A 16,001-nucleotide genomic window follows, 5' to 3' on the forward strand; every position below is an offset into this window, starting at 1 on the left:
AGCCCAGACCCCGGCCTATAACCTGGTCGGGTGAACTTGCCTGTTGTGTTAATCGCCGACAAACTCGCTCAATCAACTGTCGCCGCCCTGGGCGACCAGGTCGAGGTGCGCTGGGTAGACGGTCCGGACCGGGAGAAGCTGCTGGCAGCGGTGCCCGAGGCCGACGCGCTGCTGGTGCGCTCCGCGACCACCGTCGACGCCGAGGTACTCGCGGCCGCCCCCAAACTCAAGATCGTCGCCCGCGCCGGGGTGGGTCTGGACAACGTCGACGTCGACGCGGCCACCGCGCGCGGCGTCCTGGTGGTCAACGCCCCGACGTCGAACATCCACAGCGCCGCCGAGCACGCTCTGGCGCTGTTGCTGTCGGCGGCCCGGCAGGTCCCCGCGGCCGACGCATCGCTGCGCGAACACACCTGGAAACGGTCGTCGTTCAACGGCACGGAGATATTCGGCAAGACCGTCGGGGTGGTGGGGCTGGGCCGGATCGGCCAGCTGGTCGCCCAGCGGATCGCCGCGTTCGGCACCCACATCGTGGCCTACGACCCCTACGTGTCGCCGGCCCGCGCGGCGCAGCTCGGCATCGAATTGCTCTCCCTCGACGACCTGCTGGCCCGTGCCGACTTCATCTCGGTGCACCTGCCCAAGACCGCCGAGACGGCCGGCCTGATCGACAAGGAGGCGCTGGCCAAGACCAAGCCCGGCGTCATCATCGTCAATGCCGCGCGCGGCGGGCTGGTCGACGAGGCCGCGCTGGCCGAGGCGATCACCAGCGGGCATGTGCGTGCGGCCGGTCTCGACGTGTACTCCAAGGAGCCGTGCACCGACAGCCCGCTGTTCGAGCTGTCGCAGGTGGTGGTGACACCGCACCTGGGCGCATCGACGTCCGAGGCGCAGGACCGGGCCGGCACCGACGTCGCCGAGAGCGTGCGGCTGGCGCTGGCGGGGGAGTTCGTGCCCGACGCGGTCAACGTCGGCGGCGGCGTGGTCAACGAGGAGGTGGCGCCCTGGCTGGACCTGGCGCGCAAACTCGGCGTGCTGGCCGCGGCACTGACCGATGGCCTGCCCGCGTCGCTGTCGGTCCAGGTGCGCGGCGAGTTGGCGTCCGAAGACGTTGAGGTGCTGAAGCTTTCGGCCCTGCGCGGTCTGTTCTCGGCGATCATCGAGGATCCGGTCACCTTCGTCAACGCGCCGGCGTTGGCGGCCGAGCGCGGCGTGACCGCCGAAATCAGCACGGCCACCGAGAGTCCCAACCATCGCAGCGTCCTGGACGTGCGTGCCGTCGCCCACGACGGCTCGAGCGTCAACGTCGCGGGCACGCTGTCGGGTCCGCAGTTGGTCGAGAAGGTCGTCCAGATCAACGGCCGCAACTTCGACCTGCGGGCGCAGGGCAAGAACCTGGTGATCAACTACATCGACCAGCCCGGAGCGCTGGGCAAGATCGGCACCCTGCTGGGGGCGGCGAGGGTCAATATCCAGGCCGCACAGCTCTCCGAGGACGCCGAGGGTCCGAGCGCGACGATCCTGCTGCGGCTCGACCAGGACGTGCCCGCCGACGTGCGCTCGGCGATCTCGCAGGCGGTCGGCGCCAACAAACTGGAAGTTGTTGACCTGTCATGAAATTGGCGATCATCGGTGGCGACGGCATCGGGCCCGAGGTAGTCGCCGAGGCGGTCAAGATATTGGATGCCGTCAAGCCGGGCGTCGAGAAGACCGAATACGACCTGGGCGCACGGCGTTTCCACGCCACCGGCGAGCTGCTGCCGGAGTCCGCGCTCGCCGAGCTGCGCCAGCACGACGCGATCCTGCTCGGCGCGATCGGTGACCCGTCGGTGCCCAGCGGCGTGCTGGAGCGAGGGCTGTTGTTGCGCTTGCGCTTCGAGTTGGACCATCACGTCAACTTGCGTCCGGCCCGGCTGTACAAAGGCGTCAGCAGCCCGCTGGCGGGCAACCCTGAAATCGATTTCGTGGTAGTGCGCGAGGGAACCGAAGGGCCGTATACGGGTAACGGCGGCGCGATCCGGGTCGGGACCCCGCATGAGGTCGCCACCGAGGTCAGCGTCAACACCGCGTTCGGGGTGCGTCGCGTCGTGGCCGACGCGTTCGAGCGGGCCCGGCAGCGTCGCAAGCATCTGACGTTGGTGCACAAGAACAACGTGCTGACCTTCGCCGGGAAACTGTGGTCGCGAGTCTTCGCCGAAGTCGGTGCGGGCTACCCCGACGTCGAGGTGGCGTATCAGCACGTCGACGCCGCCACCATCTTCCTGGTCACCGACCCCGGCCGCTTCGACGTGATCGTCACCGACAACCTGTTCGGCGACATCATCACCGATTTGGCCGCCGCGGTGACGGGCGGAATCGGCTTGGCCGCCAGTGGAAATATCGATGCCACACGGACCAACCCGTCGATGTTCGAGCCGGTGCACGGCAGCGCGCCCGACATCGCCGGCAAGGGCATCGCCGATCCGACCGCGGCCATCGTGTCGGTCGGGCTGCTGCTCGCTCACCTCGGTGAGACCGAAGCCGCTAGCCGGGTGGACCGAGCGGTCGAGACGTATCTGGCGTCTCGGGGGAACGAGCGGCGCTCCACCGCCGAAGTCGGGGAGCGGATCGCGGCCGCGCTGTAGCTGCGCTGGAATCCAAGCCCGGCGGCAACAGCTTGGCCGGCACCAATGGTATTGCCGCCAAAGGGAACAACCCACACAACGCCCAGGCCGTCGGATATTTGGCCGCGTCGATCAGCACACCGAACAGCGGGGCTCCCGCGGCCGCGAACAGCCGCTGGGTGGTGTTCTGGATTCCCAGTGCGCGTCCGCTCCAGAACTGCCCGGCGAATTCGGTGATCGCGGTTGCCTCCAATCCGTTGTCGAGCACCGCGATCACCGAGACGACGATCATCACCGGCACTTCGAAACCCCAGTCGCCGTCGTCGGCGAGCGTGAGCAGCAACAAGCTCAGCGTCGCGGCGACGGCGATGATTCGCACCGGGCGCATCCGGGAGCCCACCCGGTCCGACCACCGGCCGACCTCGACACGGCCCAGCGCGCCAAGGGCCTGCGAGAGGGTAACCACACCGCCGGCTTCGGCGACGGTCCAGCCATGGTGCCTCATCAACCACACCAGCATGAACGTCACGGTCACGGTCTGCGGCATCATCAGCAGACCCGCCACCGCGTGAATTCGCCACAGCGTCAGCGACTTCCGGTAAGGGCTGGCCAATTCCTGCGCAGTGGCCACTTTACGGTGTTTGCGCGGCGGGTCGACGATTCCCACGGCGCTGGCCACCGCCGAGAAGGTGCATGCCAGTGCCGGGAACATCAGCCCGGCGTGCAGTCCCCGTTCGGCCAGCTCGGGCATTACCAATGCGCCCAGGGCGATTCCCAACGGCTGGGCGGTCTGGCGGATGCCCATCGCCAGGCCACGCTGGTGCACCGGGAACCACGCCGACACCAGCCGGCCGCCGGCGGCGTTACAACTCGCCGCGGCCATGCCACCCAGGAACAGGTAGGCACCCACCAACACCATCGACTGGGCCGACGCCGCGGCATAGGCCGCTGCCGCGGTGAGCGCCGAGCCCACGGTCAGCACGACCCGCTCGCCGACGCGGTCGAGCAGGTAGCCCCAACCGATCAGGGTCAGGACCATTCCCCAGCTCGGCATCGACGACAGCAGACTGGCTTCGGTCAGCGGAATCCCGCGTTTGGCCTGGAGCGAGGGAATCAAGAACGCGATGCCGTTGATGAAGAGGAACGAACTCGCCGTCACCCATAGCGAAATGACCATGATGGACCAGCGGGCGCCAGCACTCAGTTGGCCCGTGACTCCCGGGTCCGTGGGCATCCCTCATCGTGGCACACGCGTCGTCCCGCCCGGCTGCTGTCAGGCTCACGGCCGTCATTAGGCTCAACGAAATGCGCCTAGGTCGAATCGCCAGTCCGGATGGTGTCTCCTTCGTCAGCATCGAGGGTCCGCTGGAGGATCCCAGCGCGATGACTGCCCGTGAGATCGCCGAGCACCCGTTCGGCACCCCGACGTTCACCGGCCGCTCGTGGCCGGTGGCCGACGTCCGGCTGCTGGCCCCGATGCTGGCCGGCAAGGTGGTGTGCGTCGGCAAGAACTACACCGACCACATCGCCGAGATGGCGAACTTCGCAACGGGCCCGGCCGCGGCCGATCCGATCATCTTCCTCAAGCCCAACACCTCCATCATCGGACCGAACGTGCCGATTCGCTTGCCCGCCAACGCATCACCTGTGCACTTCGAAGGAGAGTTGGCTGTGGTGATCGGCCGGCCGTGTAAGGACGTGCCCGCCGCCCAGGCCGCCGACAACATCCTGGGGTACACGATCGCCAACGACGTGTCGGCGCGCGATCAGCAACAGGCCGACGGCCAGTGGACTCGCGCCAAGGGGCACGACACCTTCTGCCCGGTGGGGCCCTGGGTCGTCACCGATGTCGACCCGGCCGACCTCGCGTTGCGCACCGAGGTCAACGGCCAAGTCAAGCAGGACAGCCGCACCTCGCTGATGATTCACGACGTCGGCGCCATCGTCGAATGGATCTCCGCGGTGATGACCCTGCTGCCCGGTGACCTCATCCTCACCGGGACCCCGGCCGGCGTCGGCCCCATCGAGGACGGCGACACCGTCGCCATCTCCATCGAGGGGATCGGTACCCTGTCCAATCCCGTGGTCCGAAAGGGAAAGTCGTGACCGCGCCGGGGACTGTCCGGGTTCGGTTCTGCCCGTCGCCCACCGGCACCCCACACGTCGGGATGGTCCGCACCGCGCTGTTCAACTGGGCCTACGCGCGGCACACGGGCGGCACTTTCGTCTTTCGCATCGAGGACACCGACGCCGAGCGGGACAGCGAGGAAAGTTATCTGGCGCTGCTCGACGCGCTGCGTTGGCTCGGGCTGGATTGGGACGAAGGCCCCGAGGTCGGCGGACCCTATGATCCGTACCGGCAGTCGCAGCGCGGCGACATCTACCGCGAGGTGGTGGACAAGCTGCTCGCGGCGGGTGAGGCCTACCATGCCTTTTCGACACCGGAAGAGGTCGAGGCTCGCCATATCGCCGCCGGCCGCAATCCCAAACTGGGCTACGACAACTACGACCGCGAGCTGACCGAGGAGCAGCGTGCGGCGTATCTGGCGGAGGGCCGTAAGCCGGTGGTGCGGCTGCGCATGCCCGACGAAGACCTCGCGTGGGATGACCTGGTGCGCGGCAGGACCACCTTCGCGGCCGGCTCGGTGCCCGATTTCGCGCTGACCCGCGCCAGCGGAGATCCCTTATATACCTTGGTCAACCCCTGCGACGACGCACTGATGAAGATCACCCACGTGCTGCGCGGCGAGGACCTGCTGCCGTCGACGCCGCGTCAGATTGCCTTGTACCAGGCGTTGATGCGGATCGGGGTGGCCGAACGGGTCCCGGAATTCGCGCACCTGCCAACGGTATTGGGGGAGGGCACGAAAAAGCTGTCCAAGCGCGATCCGCAGTCGAATCTGTTCGCCCACCGCGATCGCGGCTTCATCCCCGAGGGGCTGCTGAATTACCTTGCGCTGCTGGGCTGGGCGATCGCCGACGATCACGACCTGTTCAGCCTCGGCGAAATGGTGGCCGCGTTCGACGTCGTCGACGTCAACTCCAATCCGGCCCGCTTCGATCAGAAGAAGGCCGACGCGCTCAACGCCGAACATATCCGGATGCTCGACGTGGCCGACTTCACTGGCCGGCTGCGCGACTACTTCGCCGTGCACGGGTATCGCCTGGAGCTCGACGAAGCGGATTTCGCTTTTGCGGCCGAGCTGGTGCAGACCCGCATCGTGGTGCTCGGTGACGCGTGGGACCTGCTGAAGTTCCTCAACGACGACAAATACGCGATCGACCCCAAGGCCGCGGCCAAGGAGCTGGGTCCGGAGGCGGGCGCGGTGCTGGACGCCGCGCTGACGGCGCTGGACGGCGTGCCGGACTGGAGCGTGGCGGCGATCGAGGAGGCCCTCAAGACCGCGCTGATCGACGGTCTGGCGCTCAAACCGCGCAAGGCGTTCGGCCCGATCCGGGTCGCCGCGACCGGGACGACGATCAGCCCGCCGCTGTTCGAGTCGCTGCAGCTGCTCGGTCGTGACCGTAGCCTGGAGCGGCTGGGGGCGGCGCGGCAAGAGGCGGTCTAAATCTTTGGTAGTCTGCACTGCGGTTTGCAAAGGCCGACAACGGCTGGCGGCGGCGGACTCCCAGGCTGGCAACAGCCCGTGAAGAAGTACGGGAAAACGCTCTGAACAGCGGTTTTAGGCAGCCAATGGGGTATGGTGTAATTGGCAACACAGCTGATTCTGGTTCAGCCATTCTAGGTTCGAGTCCTGGTACCCCAGCAAAGTCGGTTCACTGCAAGCGATTAGGTGGCCCCCGTCGGGTGAGCTATGCTGGCAGCTCGGATCGGTTCTGGCCCCGTCGTCTAGCGGCCTAGGACGCCGCCCTCTCACGGCGGTAGCGTGGGTTCGAATCCCATCGGGGCTACATATTTATTGGCCGGTCCCCAGCACGGCCGGTGCGGTGGAACCACCCACCGGCATCGGCGGCAATCCCAGTTTGCGGTGATCCCACGAGCGCGCACGCCGCGCGACGATGCGCACGCAGACGCGCTTGTTCATCATCTGCTCGACGAACGGCTTCATCTCGTCGGTGTAGGGGCCGGTGTAGCGCTCCCAGACACTGACGCCGACCCGGTGCGCGACGTCCGGATCGTCGACGATCTCGGCCACGCCTTCGAAGGCAACCCCGCGCAGCGTGTCATAGGTGTCGCCGTCCTCGATCAGGAAGGTCACCCGGGGGTCGCGGGTCAGGTTGACCGCTTTCTGAGACTTGGCCTTCGTCTCCAGCCAGATCTCTCCGTCGACGACGGCGTACCACATGGCGGTCAAGTGCGGCTGGCCGTCCGAGCCAATGGTGGCCATTGTTCCGGTGCGGCTCTTGACGACGAAATCGGCGATCTCATCGTCGGACATGACGATGCTGGCGCGCTGGTTGGTTCCCATCGCGTCAGTCTGTCAGCGGCGGATTTTGAGTGTGCGCTCAGGGCGTCCTGGACGCACACTGACCGTCCTGGACGCACACTAGAGACGGCGAGCCATGGCGTCGGCGGCCGATAGCAGGTCGGCCGCCCAGCGCGCGCCCGGGCGCCGGCCGATGCGGTCGATGGGGCCCGATACCGAGATGGCGGCGACGACCACGCCGCGACCGTCGCGCACCGGCGCCGAGACGCTCGCGACCCCCGGTTCGCGCTCGGCAACGCTTTGCGCCCAACCGCGCCGGCGTACTTCGGCCAGCGTCCGGTCGGTGAACTTCGCCGTCGCCAGCACCGCTTTCTGAGTAGCGACATCGCTGTGTGCCAGCAGCACTTTGGCTCCCGAGCCCGCCGTCATCGGCAACCGCGCGCCGACCGGAACCGTATCCCGAAGGCCCGCAGACGGTTCCAGGGCGGCCACGCAAACCCGCGATGTGCCCTCACGCCGATACAGCTGCACGCTTTCGCCGGTGGTCTCGCGCAATTGGGGGAGTACCGCGGCACCGGCCGCCAGCAACGGATCGTTGACGTGCGCGGCCAGTTCGCTCAGCGCGGGACCCAGTTGCCAACGACCTTCGTCGTCACGGGCCAGCAGGCGATGTACCTCCAGCGCGGCCGCCAGCCGGTAGGTGGTGGCCCGCGGAAACCCGGTTCGCTCGCACAGTTCGGCTAACCCGCAGGAAGATTCCGCGACGGTATGCAGCACATCCACGGCTTTATCCAGGACGCCGATGCCGCTATGCTGTCTCATAGAGAGATACTAGCGTCTCGCATTCTGAGATCACCAGCCCTGTTGGTCATCGAGGCGCAACAAGTGATTGAGGTGACTCCGATGGCAGCTGCGCACCAGCCGCGCACCCTGGCCGAAAAGGTTTGGGACGACCACGTTGTGGTATCCGGCTCGACAGGCGACGGGGTCAGCGCGCCCGACTTGATTTACATCGACCTGCATTTGGTGCACGAGGTCACCAGCCCGCAGGCGTTTGACGGCCTGCGCCTGGCCGGCCGGCCGGTGCGCCGGCCCGATCTGACGCTGGCCACCGAGGACCACAACGTGCCGACCGTCGATATCGACCAGCCGATCGCGGACCCGGTATCGCGCACTCAGGTCGAGACATTGCGGCGCAACTGCGCCGAATTCGGTGTGCGGCTGCATCCGATGGGCGACATCGAGCAGGGCATCGTGCATGTGGTCGGACCCCAATTGGGGTTGACCCAACCGGGAATGACGATTGTCTGTGGGGACAGTCACACATCTACCCACGGCGCATTCGGCGCGCTCGCGATGGGCATCGGCACTTCGGAGGTCGAGCATGTGCTGGCCACTCAGACATTGCCGTTGCGCCCCTTCAAAACAATGGCGGTCAACGTCGACGGCGAATTGCGGCCCGGCGTTACGGCCAAAGACATCATCCTGGCGCTGATCGCCAAGATCGGCACCGGCGGCGGGCAAGGCCATGTCATCGAATACCGGGGCAGCGCGATCGAATCGCTGTCCATGGAAGGCCGGATGACGGTCTGCAACATGAGTATCGAAGCCGGGGCGCGGGCCGGAATGGTGGCACCGGACGAGACCACCTACGAATTCCTGCGGGGCCGCCCGCACGCGCCGACCGGTGCGCGGTGGGATGCCGCGTTGCAGTATTGGCAACAGCTGCGCACCGACGACGGTGCCGTCTTCGACACCGAGGTCTATCTGGATGCGGAGTCGTTGACCCCGTTCGTCACTTGGGGCACCAATCCGGGCCAGGGCGTGCCGCTGGGTGCGGCGGTGCCGGACCCCGAATTGATGACCAACGACGACGAGCGGCAGGCCGCCGAGAAAGCGTTGGCGTATATGGACCTTCGGCCCGGCATGCCGATGCGCGAGATCGCCGTCGACGCGGTGTTCGTCGGGTCTTGTACCAACGGTCGTATCGAAGATCTTCGGGTGGTGGCCGATGTGCTGCGTGGTCGCACAGTGGCCCAGGGCGTGCGGATGCTGGTCGTGCCGGGTTCGATGCGGGTGCGCGCACAAGCCGAAGCCGAAGGCCTCAGTGAGGTATTCGTCGCCGCCGGCGCCGAATGGCGGCAAGCCGGCTGCTCGATGTGCCTGGGCATGAACCCTGATCAGCTTGCGCCCGGCGAGCGTTGCGCCGCGACGTCCAACCGCAACTTCGAAGGGCGCCAGGGCAAAGGGGGCCGTACGCATTTGGTATCGCCGGCCGTCGCGGCGGCGACCGCGGTCCGCGGCACATTGTCTACCCCGGCCGACTTGAACTGAAAACGAAATCGAGGACGAAAATGGAAGCCTTTCACACCCACACCGGGATTGGCGTGCCGCTGCGGCGCTCCAATGTCGATACCGACCAGATCATTCCCGCGGTCTATTTGAAGCGGGTCACCCGAACCGGTTTCGAGGACGGCTTGTTCGCGACATGGCGCTCAGATCCGTCATTCGTGCTCAATCTCAGTCCATTTGACCGAGGTTCGGTCTTGGTCGCCGGACCCGACTTCGGGACCGGATCGTCGCGCGAGCACGCGGTGTGGGCGTTGATGGACTACGGGTTCCGGGTGGTCATCTCGTCTCGATTCGGTGACATTTTTCGGGGCAACGCGGGCAAGGCGGGGCTGCTGGCGGCCGAAGTCGGCCAAGACGGTGTCGAACTGCTTTGGAAGCTGATCGAGCAGAGTCCAGGACTGGAAATCACTGCCAATCTTCAAGATCGAAATATCACCGCGGGAACGACGGTGCTGCCGTTCAAGATTGACGACCACACCGCTTGGCGACTGCTCGAAGGGCTCGACGATATAGCCCTTACGCTGCAGAAACTCGACCAGATCGAATCTTTTGAGTCGGCCCGTCCGGACTGGAAACCGCGCACGCTGCCCGCCCCGTGAACGGTTGATCGGGGTGCCAATTACCCCGATCGCCTTAGCTAGCAAGGCTTATTTTTCGCCCGCGTCACCGGCCAAGGGCGGCAAGCAGATTCCGGAATTTCCTGTCGCATAGCCGTGAAATTGCGCGTGGCGCTTGGCAATTTGCTAGGTGAGGGTTTACCGTGTTCGCTAGTCGGTTCCCAAAATGGGACCACTGGCTTCGGAGGGTTTTGGATGAACAAAGCAGAGCTCATAGATGTGCTCACACAGAAATTGGGCTCGGACCGTCGGCAGGCGACCGCCGCCGTCGAGAATGTTGTCGACACCATTGTGCGTGCGGTACACAAGGGCGACAGCGTGACCATCACCGGGTTCGGTGTGTTCGAACAACGGCGCCGCGCAGCGCGTGTGGCCCGCAACCCGCGGACCGGTGAGACGGTGAAGGTAAAGCCGACGTCCGTCCCCGCGTTCCGCCCGGGTGCTCAATTCAAAGCGGTTGTTGCTGGCGCACAGCGCCTCCCGTCGGAAGGACCGGCCGTGAAACGTGGTGTTGTCGCAGGGGCAGCCAAGAAGGTTGCCAAGAAGGCTCCCGCCAAGAAGGCTGCGGTGAAGAAGGCCGCGACCAAGGCTCCCGCCAAGAAGGCCGCGACCAAGGCGCCGGCTAAGAAGGCCGCGACCAAGGCGCCGGTCAAGAAGGCCGCGACCAAGGCCCCGGTCAAGAAGGCCGCGACCAAGGCGCCGGTCAAGAAGGCCGCGACCAAGGCTCCGGTGCGTAAGGCCGCGACCAAGGCTCCGGCTAAGAAGACTGCTGCCAAGAAGGCGCCGGCCAAGAAGACGGCCGCCAAGCGCGGTCGCAAGTAACTCAACCGAGTTCAGACGCGAATACCCTTCGGGCGGCATTGCTGCCCCCGAAGGGTATTTCGTGTATCAGGCCCGAACGTTGGCGGCCAGCGCGCCACCGATGTGATCGGCCGCCACCAGTCGGCCCTCGGACAGCGACAGCACCCAGGTGCTGCCCTTGTGGTTGCGTGACTTGTCCGGGTCCACGCCGTCGCGTTCGCACCACCAGGTGATCAGATCCGGAATCACCTTGCCCTGCGTGCAGATCACCGGTGTGCCCTCGCGGCCGGCGATGCGCAGCATCCGCTGCCGGCCCCGTTTGGGGCTCGTGGCGTACGCCTCTTCGGTGAGCGTGGACTCGCTCTCGATGCTCACACCCAGTTCCTCGGCGAGTGGTTCGACCGTCTGATGGCAGCGCACCCGATCGGCGGCGTACACGTCGGTGACGCCGAACGCCATCAGCTGGGCGACCAGCGCCTCGGCTTGCGCGCGTCCTTTCTTGTCCAGCGGTCGCTTGGTGTCGTCGCCGGAAAAGCGTGACTTCCGGCCTGCGGTGCCGTGCCGCACCACCAACACGGTATGCGTGTCGGCGGGCTGTTTCATGAAGCGCCGCAACACATTTCGGTCCTGAGTGTAGTCGAGCTTCTTCATCGCGGCAGCGACGGGCAACCAGATCAGTTCGTCGACCTCTTTGCCCGGCACGAATTTGCCGCCGGTGCTGCGCGCCGCCCAGTAGTACACCTTCTTGACACCCGCGTCGATCGGATAGCTCACCTTGGCCAGGCGCCGGCCGAGGACGGCGTGGTGCCCGGTCTCCTCCAGTACTTCGCGTACTGCGGCCATGGGCGCCGTTTCACCCGGGTCCACCTTGCCCTTGGGCAACGACCAGTCGTCGTAGCGGGGGCGATGGATGAGCGCGATCTCCAGCTCGGGGTTGTCCGAATCAGCACTGCTGTGTCGCCACAGCACCGCGCCTGCGGCGTAGACGATCCGCTTCCCTGAGCGCCGACCGCCCGACAAGTTCTGGTCCGACAACTTACTCCTGCAGGTCAATTCGGCCAGCGCCATGCCGGCCATCGGGTGGCCTGGAAAATTACCACATGGGCGTTAGGCGCCCCGGTGCCGCTCCATCAGCGACTCCTGGTGGTCGCGCACGGAGTGACCTTCCCGTGGCGACGCGATCCACTGCCCGTCGGCCTCGAGCTCCCAGCACCGCGTGGACGGGTCCAGCGCCGAGTCGAACAACTCGTTCAGATAGGAGGTCAGCTTCGGATCCTTGACCTGAACCAGCGCCTCGACGCGACGGTCGAGATTGCGGTGCATCATGTCGGCGCTGCCGATCCAGAACTCGTTGAGGCGATTGAAATGCATGATCCGCGAGTGCTCCAGGTACCGGCCGAGGATCGAGCGCACGGAGATGTTCTCCGAGAACCCTTCTGCGCCCGGGCGCAGCGCGCAGATTCCGCGCACCACCACCTCGACTTGCACACCGGCTCGCGAGGCGCGATACAACGCGTCGATCACCTGCTCGTCGACCAGAGCGTTCATTTTCATCCGGATCCGGCCGCCGCCGTGTTCGCGGTGCGCCGCGATCTCGAGATCGACGCGTTCGATGATGCCCGTCCGAATGCTGTGCGGCGCAACCAACAGATTGCGGTAGGAAACCTTGCGCGAGTAGCCGGTCAGCGAATTGAACAGATCGGTCAGGTCGGCCCCGATTTCGGGAGACGCGGTGAGCAGACCGACGTCCTCGTAGAGCCGCGCCGTCTTTCCGTTGTAGTTGCCGGTCCCAATGTGGCAGTAGCGCCGGATGGTTGAACCTTCGCGGCGCACCACCAGACACGTCTTGCAGTGCGTCTTGAGCCCGACGTAGCCGTAGACGACGTGCACGCCCGATTGCTCAAGGGTGCGTGCCCAGCGGATGTTGGCCTGCTCGTCGAAACGTGCCTTGATCTCCACCATTGCCACGACTTGCTTTCCGGCCTCGGCGGCTTGGATCAGCGCCCGAACGATCGGCGAGTCACCGGAGGTGCGGTACAGCGTCTGTTTGATCGCCAGCACGTTGGGGTCGGCGGCGGCCTGCTCGATGAATCGCTGCACGCTCGTGGAGAACGACTCATACGGATGGTGAAGCAGCACATCGCCTTCGCGCAGCGTCGCGAAAATGCTCTTGGGTGTTTCCTTGTCGGCGAACGCCGGGCTGGTGGCCGGGACGAAGGTCCAGTCCTTGAGCGCCGGCCGGTCGATGCCGTAGATCTGCCACAGCGACGAGAGGTCGAGCAGCCCGGGCACTTCGATGACATCGCTGGGATTTACGTCGAGTTCGCGCAGCAGCAGCTCCAACATGCCCTCGGTCATGTCGTCGGAGATCTCGAGTCGCACCGGCGAACCGAACCGCCGGCGCGCCAATTCCCGCTCCAGCGCCTGCAATAGGTCTTCGTCGCGGTCCTCTTCGACCTCATAGTCGGCGTTGCGGGTAATGCGGAACGTGTGGTGTTCGACGATCTCCATGCCGGGGAACAGCTCCGGGAGGAACGCCGCGATCAGCTCCTCGGTCGGCAGGTAGCGGACGACGGCTTGTCCCTCGTTTCCGCCCTCCTCGCCGCCGAGTTCGACGAAGCGATCGACGTTGTCGGGCACCTTGACTCGGGCGAAGTGCTGGCCACCACCGTCCTTGACCGTGACGGCCAGGTTCAGGCTCAGCCCGCTCACGAACGGGAACGGGTGCGCTGGGTCCACGGCGAGCGGGGTCAGGACCGGGAAGACCTGCTCGGTGAAATAGGTCGACAGTTGGTCGCGCTCAGCCTGATCCAAATCGGCCCACGTGACGATATAGATGCCTTCTTGCGCGAGCGCCGGGCGCACCGAGTCGAGGAACTCGCGCGCATGCCGGGTCGCGATCCGCTGCGTCTGCTCGCCGATGCGGGCCAATTGCTCGCGCGGCGTGAGGCCGTCGGCCGAGCGGACGGACAACCCCATCTCGTCGCGACGCTTGAGGCCGGCCACCCGGACCATGTAGAACTCGTCGAGGTTCGACGCGAAGATCGCCAGGAACTTAGCCCGCTCCAACAACGGCAGCGAGGTGTCGGCGGCCAGTGCCAGCACTCGCGCGTTGAAGTCCAGCCAGCTCAGCTCACGGTTGAGGTACCGGTCCTCCGGCAGCGCATCATCGATCACCGCGTGGGTGGTAGCAGGGGGAGCGCCCAGGGCGCTGTCGCCGTGTTGCCACACGGTTTCGTCAATCCGTGCTTCAGCTTCGATTTCGGTCACGAGGGAATCATTGCTCATCACCGGGTGGTGCTGCTAGCGCTCGGTAGACATCCATCCGCCGTTGGCGTGCCGTTCATCCTCCGGACAGGTTTGCTACGCCCTCAGGGGTGGGCGATAGCGCGGGCGGTTGACCCGCCAATGCCGAGCCGGCGGGCAGCGGCCAAATCGGCGGGGGTGTCGACGTCGCAGCGCAGGCCGGGCCACGCGCCGGTCAGCTCGATCGCACCCGAACGACGATGTCGCGCGGCCGAATCCGAGCCGAACTGTGGCTCCAGTGCCGTGCCGAATGCGCACAAAGCCGCGGTGCCGGTGGCCAGCCGGTCGGCGACGAAGCTGCGCCGGTGCGCGCGTGCCGCGGCGATCGCCTCGGCCAGCTCCTGGGTCTGTAACGCGGGCAAATCACCTTGCAGCGCAACAACATTGGCGAACGACTCCGCGACGAAGCGTTCGGCGGTGGCGATCGCATGGTTCAGCGGATCGTCGTGGCCCTCGGGCGTCGGGTCGGCGATCACCTGCGCCCCGAGCCGTACCGCCGCGGCCGCCGCGGCGTCGTCGGGGGTGACGACCGTGATCGAGCCGACGGCGGCGACGCCGGCCGCGGCCGTCACGGTGTCCACCAACATGGCCAGCACCACGCTCTCGCGGGTCCGCGCCGAGAACACCGGAGCCAGTCTGGTCTTGGCGGCGGCCAACCGCTTGACGGCGATGATCAACGCGACATCGCCGGCGCCGTCACCCCGGGTGCCGCTCATGGCGTCAATCCTGCCAGCGCGCGTCGCCGCGCCGGTCGCGAGCCGTCATGGTGACGGCGGCGGGTCGCTGTTCTAGGGTGTAGCGGCTGCAGATGCCGCGTTTGTTACAGATCGGGATGGGAAATGGCCAGCACAGCGGGCGCCGTTGCGGTGATGGGCGCCGGAGCATGGGGAACGTCGCTGGCCAAGGTGCTCGCCGAGGCCCTCGAGGGGACCGGAGCGCAGATCAGGCTGTGGGCGCGGCGATCCGATGTCGCCGAACAGATCAACGCCACCCGCTACAACCCCGCCTACCTGCCCGGCACCCTGCTGCCGCCGGGTATCCGGGCCACCGCCGAGGCGGCCGAGGCGTTAGACGGCGTGACGACGGTGCTGCTGGGCGTCCCGGCGCAGAACCTGCGCAGCAACCTCGAGCAGTGGGCACCCCTGATCGCCGACGGCGCGACCCTGGTCAGCCTCGCCAAAGGCATCGAGCTGGGCACCCTGATGCGAATGAGTCAGGTCATCGTCTCGGTGACAGGCGTCGACATGTCGCAGGTGGCGGTGATCTCCGGGCCGAACCTGGCCAGTGAAATCGCCGAATGTCAACCCACCGCCACCGTGGTCGCGTGCAGCGACTCCGGGCGCGCGGTCGCCCTGCAGCGCATGCTGAACACCGGCTACTTCCGCCCGTACACCAACAGCGACGTGGTCGGCACCGAGATCGGCGGGGCCTGCAAGAACGTGATCGCGCTCGCGTGCGGGATGGCGGCCGGCGTCGGGCTGGGCGAAAACACCGCCGCGGCGATCATCACCCGGGGTCTGGCCGAGATCATGCGGCTTGGCATCGCGCTGGGCGCCAAGGGCGCGACCCTGGCGGGCCTGGCCGGCGTCGGCGATCTGGTCGCTACCTGCACATCTCCGCATTCGCGCAACCGGTCGATGGGTGAGCGCCTGGGACGGGGCGCAAGCATGCAGGCGGCGCTGGAAGGAAAGGACGGCCACGTCGTCGAGGGCGTGACATCGTGCGAATCCGTGCTCGCGTTGGCGTCCAGTTACGACGTCGAGATGCCGCTCACCGATGCGGTACACCGGGTCTGCCACAAGGGACTCTCGGTGGACGACGCGATGGCCCTGCTGCTGGGCCGCAGCACCAAGCCGGAATGAGCGCGCCGCCGGCCGCCGTTCCGGCAACCCGCCACACCTCGGCGACCTGACCCGTTGGCATCCCAACCGGTA

The 16,001-nt window shown here is 66.5% G+C and carries 14 protein-coding genes and 2 tRNA genes; 10 read left to right on the forward strand and 6 right to left on the reverse strand.

The annotated features are described in order from the left end of the window. Nucleotides 1-30: 30 nt before the first annotated feature. Nucleotides 31-1,617, forward strand: a complete 1,587-nt coding sequence (serA, locus tag AC5Y5O_RS14495; protein ID WP_096285950.1) for a phosphoglycerate dehydrogenase — start codon at nucleotides 31-33, stop codon at nucleotides 1,615-1,617. Then, the gene (locus tag AC5Y5O_RS14500) at nucleotides 1,614-2,624 is read left to right on the forward strand and encodes a 3-isopropylmalate dehydrogenase (RefSeq protein ID WP_096285952.1); all 1,011 of its coding nucleotides are present in this window, start codon (nucleotides 1,614-1,616) and stop codon (nucleotides 2,622-2,624) included. Before serA ends, AC5Y5O_RS14500 begins: the two co-directional genes overlap by 4 nt. On the opposite strand, the gene AC5Y5O_RS14505 is transcribed toward AC5Y5O_RS14500, so the two are convergent. After that, nucleotides 2,524-3,837, reverse strand: coding sequence for an MFS transporter (locus AC5Y5O_RS14505; protein ID WP_500025615.1), 1,314 nt, complete (start codon nucleotides 3,835-3,837; stop codon nucleotides 2,524-2,526). The genes AC5Y5O_RS14500 and AC5Y5O_RS14505 overlap by 101 nt on opposite strands. A 71-nt stretch (nucleotides 3,838-3,908) precedes the next feature. On the opposite strand from AC5Y5O_RS14505, the gene AC5Y5O_RS14510 reads away from it, so the two are divergent. The 4 genes from AC5Y5O_RS14510 to AC5Y5O_RS14525 all read left to right on the forward strand — a co-directional run bounded on the left by AC5Y5O_RS14510 (nucleotide 3,909) and on the right by AC5Y5O_RS14525 (nucleotide 6,515). Then, nucleotides 3,909-4,709, forward strand: coding sequence for a fumarylacetoacetate hydrolase family protein (locus AC5Y5O_RS14510; RefSeq protein WP_096285956.1), 801 nt, complete (start codon nucleotides 3,909-3,911; stop codon nucleotides 4,707-4,709). Further along, the gene (gene gltX / locus AC5Y5O_RS14515; RefSeq protein WP_096285958.1) at nucleotides 4,706-6,172 is read left to right on the forward strand and encodes a glutamate--tRNA ligase; all 1,467 of its coding nucleotides are present in this window, start codon (nucleotides 4,706-4,708) and stop codon (nucleotides 6,170-6,172) included. The genes AC5Y5O_RS14510 and gltX overlap by 4 nt, the downstream gene beginning before the upstream one ends. A 126-nt stretch (nucleotides 6,173-6,298) precedes the next feature. Continuing rightward, nucleotides 6,299-6,370 (forward strand) — tRNA-Gln (locus AC5Y5O_RS14520). 72 nt (nucleotides 6,371-6,442) lie between these two features. Then, nucleotides 6,443-6,515, forward strand: a tRNA-Glu gene (locus AC5Y5O_RS14525). A gap of 5 nt (nucleotides 6,516-6,520) precedes the next feature. Here the strand turns inward: AC5Y5O_RS14525 and AC5Y5O_RS14530 are convergent. After that, complete coding sequence (locus AC5Y5O_RS14530) at nucleotides 6,521-7,033, reverse strand: pyridoxamine 5'-phosphate oxidase family protein (protein ID WP_096285960.1); 513 nt, start codon at nucleotides 7,031-7,033, stop codon at nucleotides 6,521-6,523. A gap of 78 nt (nucleotides 7,034-7,111) precedes the next feature. Next, nucleotides 7,112-7,813 (reverse strand): IclR family transcriptional regulator, encoded by a 702-nt coding sequence (locus AC5Y5O_RS14535; RefSeq protein ID WP_096285962.1) that lies wholly within the window; start codon nucleotides 7,811-7,813, stop codon nucleotides 7,112-7,114. An 81-nt stretch (nucleotides 7,814-7,894) separates the two neighbouring features. On the opposite strand from AC5Y5O_RS14535, the gene leuC reads away from it, so the two are divergent. The 3 genes from leuC (at nucleotide 7,895) to AC5Y5O_RS14550 (ending at nucleotide 10,782) form a co-directional block, all read left to right on the forward strand. After that, nucleotides 7,895-9,325: a 3-isopropylmalate dehydratase large subunit gene (leuC, locus tag AC5Y5O_RS14540; RefSeq protein WP_096290970.1), complete on the forward strand. Its 1,431-nt coding sequence runs from the start codon at nucleotides 7,895-7,897 to the stop codon at nucleotides 9,323-9,325. A gap of 20 nt (nucleotides 9,326-9,345) precedes the next feature. Further along, a complete protein-coding gene (leuD, locus tag AC5Y5O_RS14545; protein ID WP_096285964.1) occupies nucleotides 9,346-9,942 on the forward strand; it encodes a 3-isopropylmalate dehydratase small subunit in 597 nt (198 codons plus the stop codon). A 213-nt stretch (nucleotides 9,943-10,155) separates the two neighbouring features. Continuing rightward, nucleotides 10,156-10,782 (forward strand): HU family DNA-binding protein, encoded by a 627-nt coding sequence (locus tag AC5Y5O_RS14550; RefSeq protein ID WP_096285966.1) that lies wholly within the window; start codon nucleotides 10,156-10,158, stop codon nucleotides 10,780-10,782. Nucleotides 10,783-10,848: 66 nt separating this feature from the next. Here AC5Y5O_RS14550 and mutT1 read toward each other — a convergent pair whose 3' ends face one another. The 3 genes from mutT1 to cofC form a co-directional block, all read right to left on the reverse strand. Beyond that, a complete protein-coding gene (gene mutT1 / locus AC5Y5O_RS14555) occupies nucleotides 10,849-11,796 on the reverse strand; it encodes an 8-oxo-(d)GTP phosphatase MutT1 (RefSeq protein ID WP_500025616.1) in 948 nt (315 codons plus the stop codon). A gap of 72 nt (nucleotides 11,797-11,868) precedes the next feature. Next, on the reverse strand, nucleotides 11,869-14,052 hold the full coding sequence (locus tag AC5Y5O_RS14560; RefSeq protein ID WP_096285968.1) for an RNA degradosome polyphosphate kinase: 2,184 nt from the start codon (nucleotides 14,050-14,052) through the stop codon (nucleotides 11,869-11,871). A gap of 80 nt (nucleotides 14,053-14,132) precedes the next feature. Beyond that, nucleotides 14,133-14,783, reverse strand: coding sequence for a 2-phospho-L-lactate guanylyltransferase (gene cofC, locus AC5Y5O_RS14565; protein ID WP_500025617.1), 651 nt, complete (start codon nucleotides 14,781-14,783; stop codon nucleotides 14,133-14,135). Nucleotides 14,784-14,906: 123 nt separating this feature from the next. Between cofC and AC5Y5O_RS14570 the strand changes: the two genes are divergently transcribed. Next, entirely contained in the window at nucleotides 14,907-15,929 is a 1,023-nt protein-coding gene (locus tag AC5Y5O_RS14570; protein ID WP_096285972.1) for an NAD(P)H-dependent glycerol-3-phosphate dehydrogenase, read from the forward strand. The last annotated feature ends 72 nt before the right edge of the window (nucleotides 15,930-16,001 follow it).

Source organism: Mycobacterium sp. NGS40 (assembly GCF_059812735.1).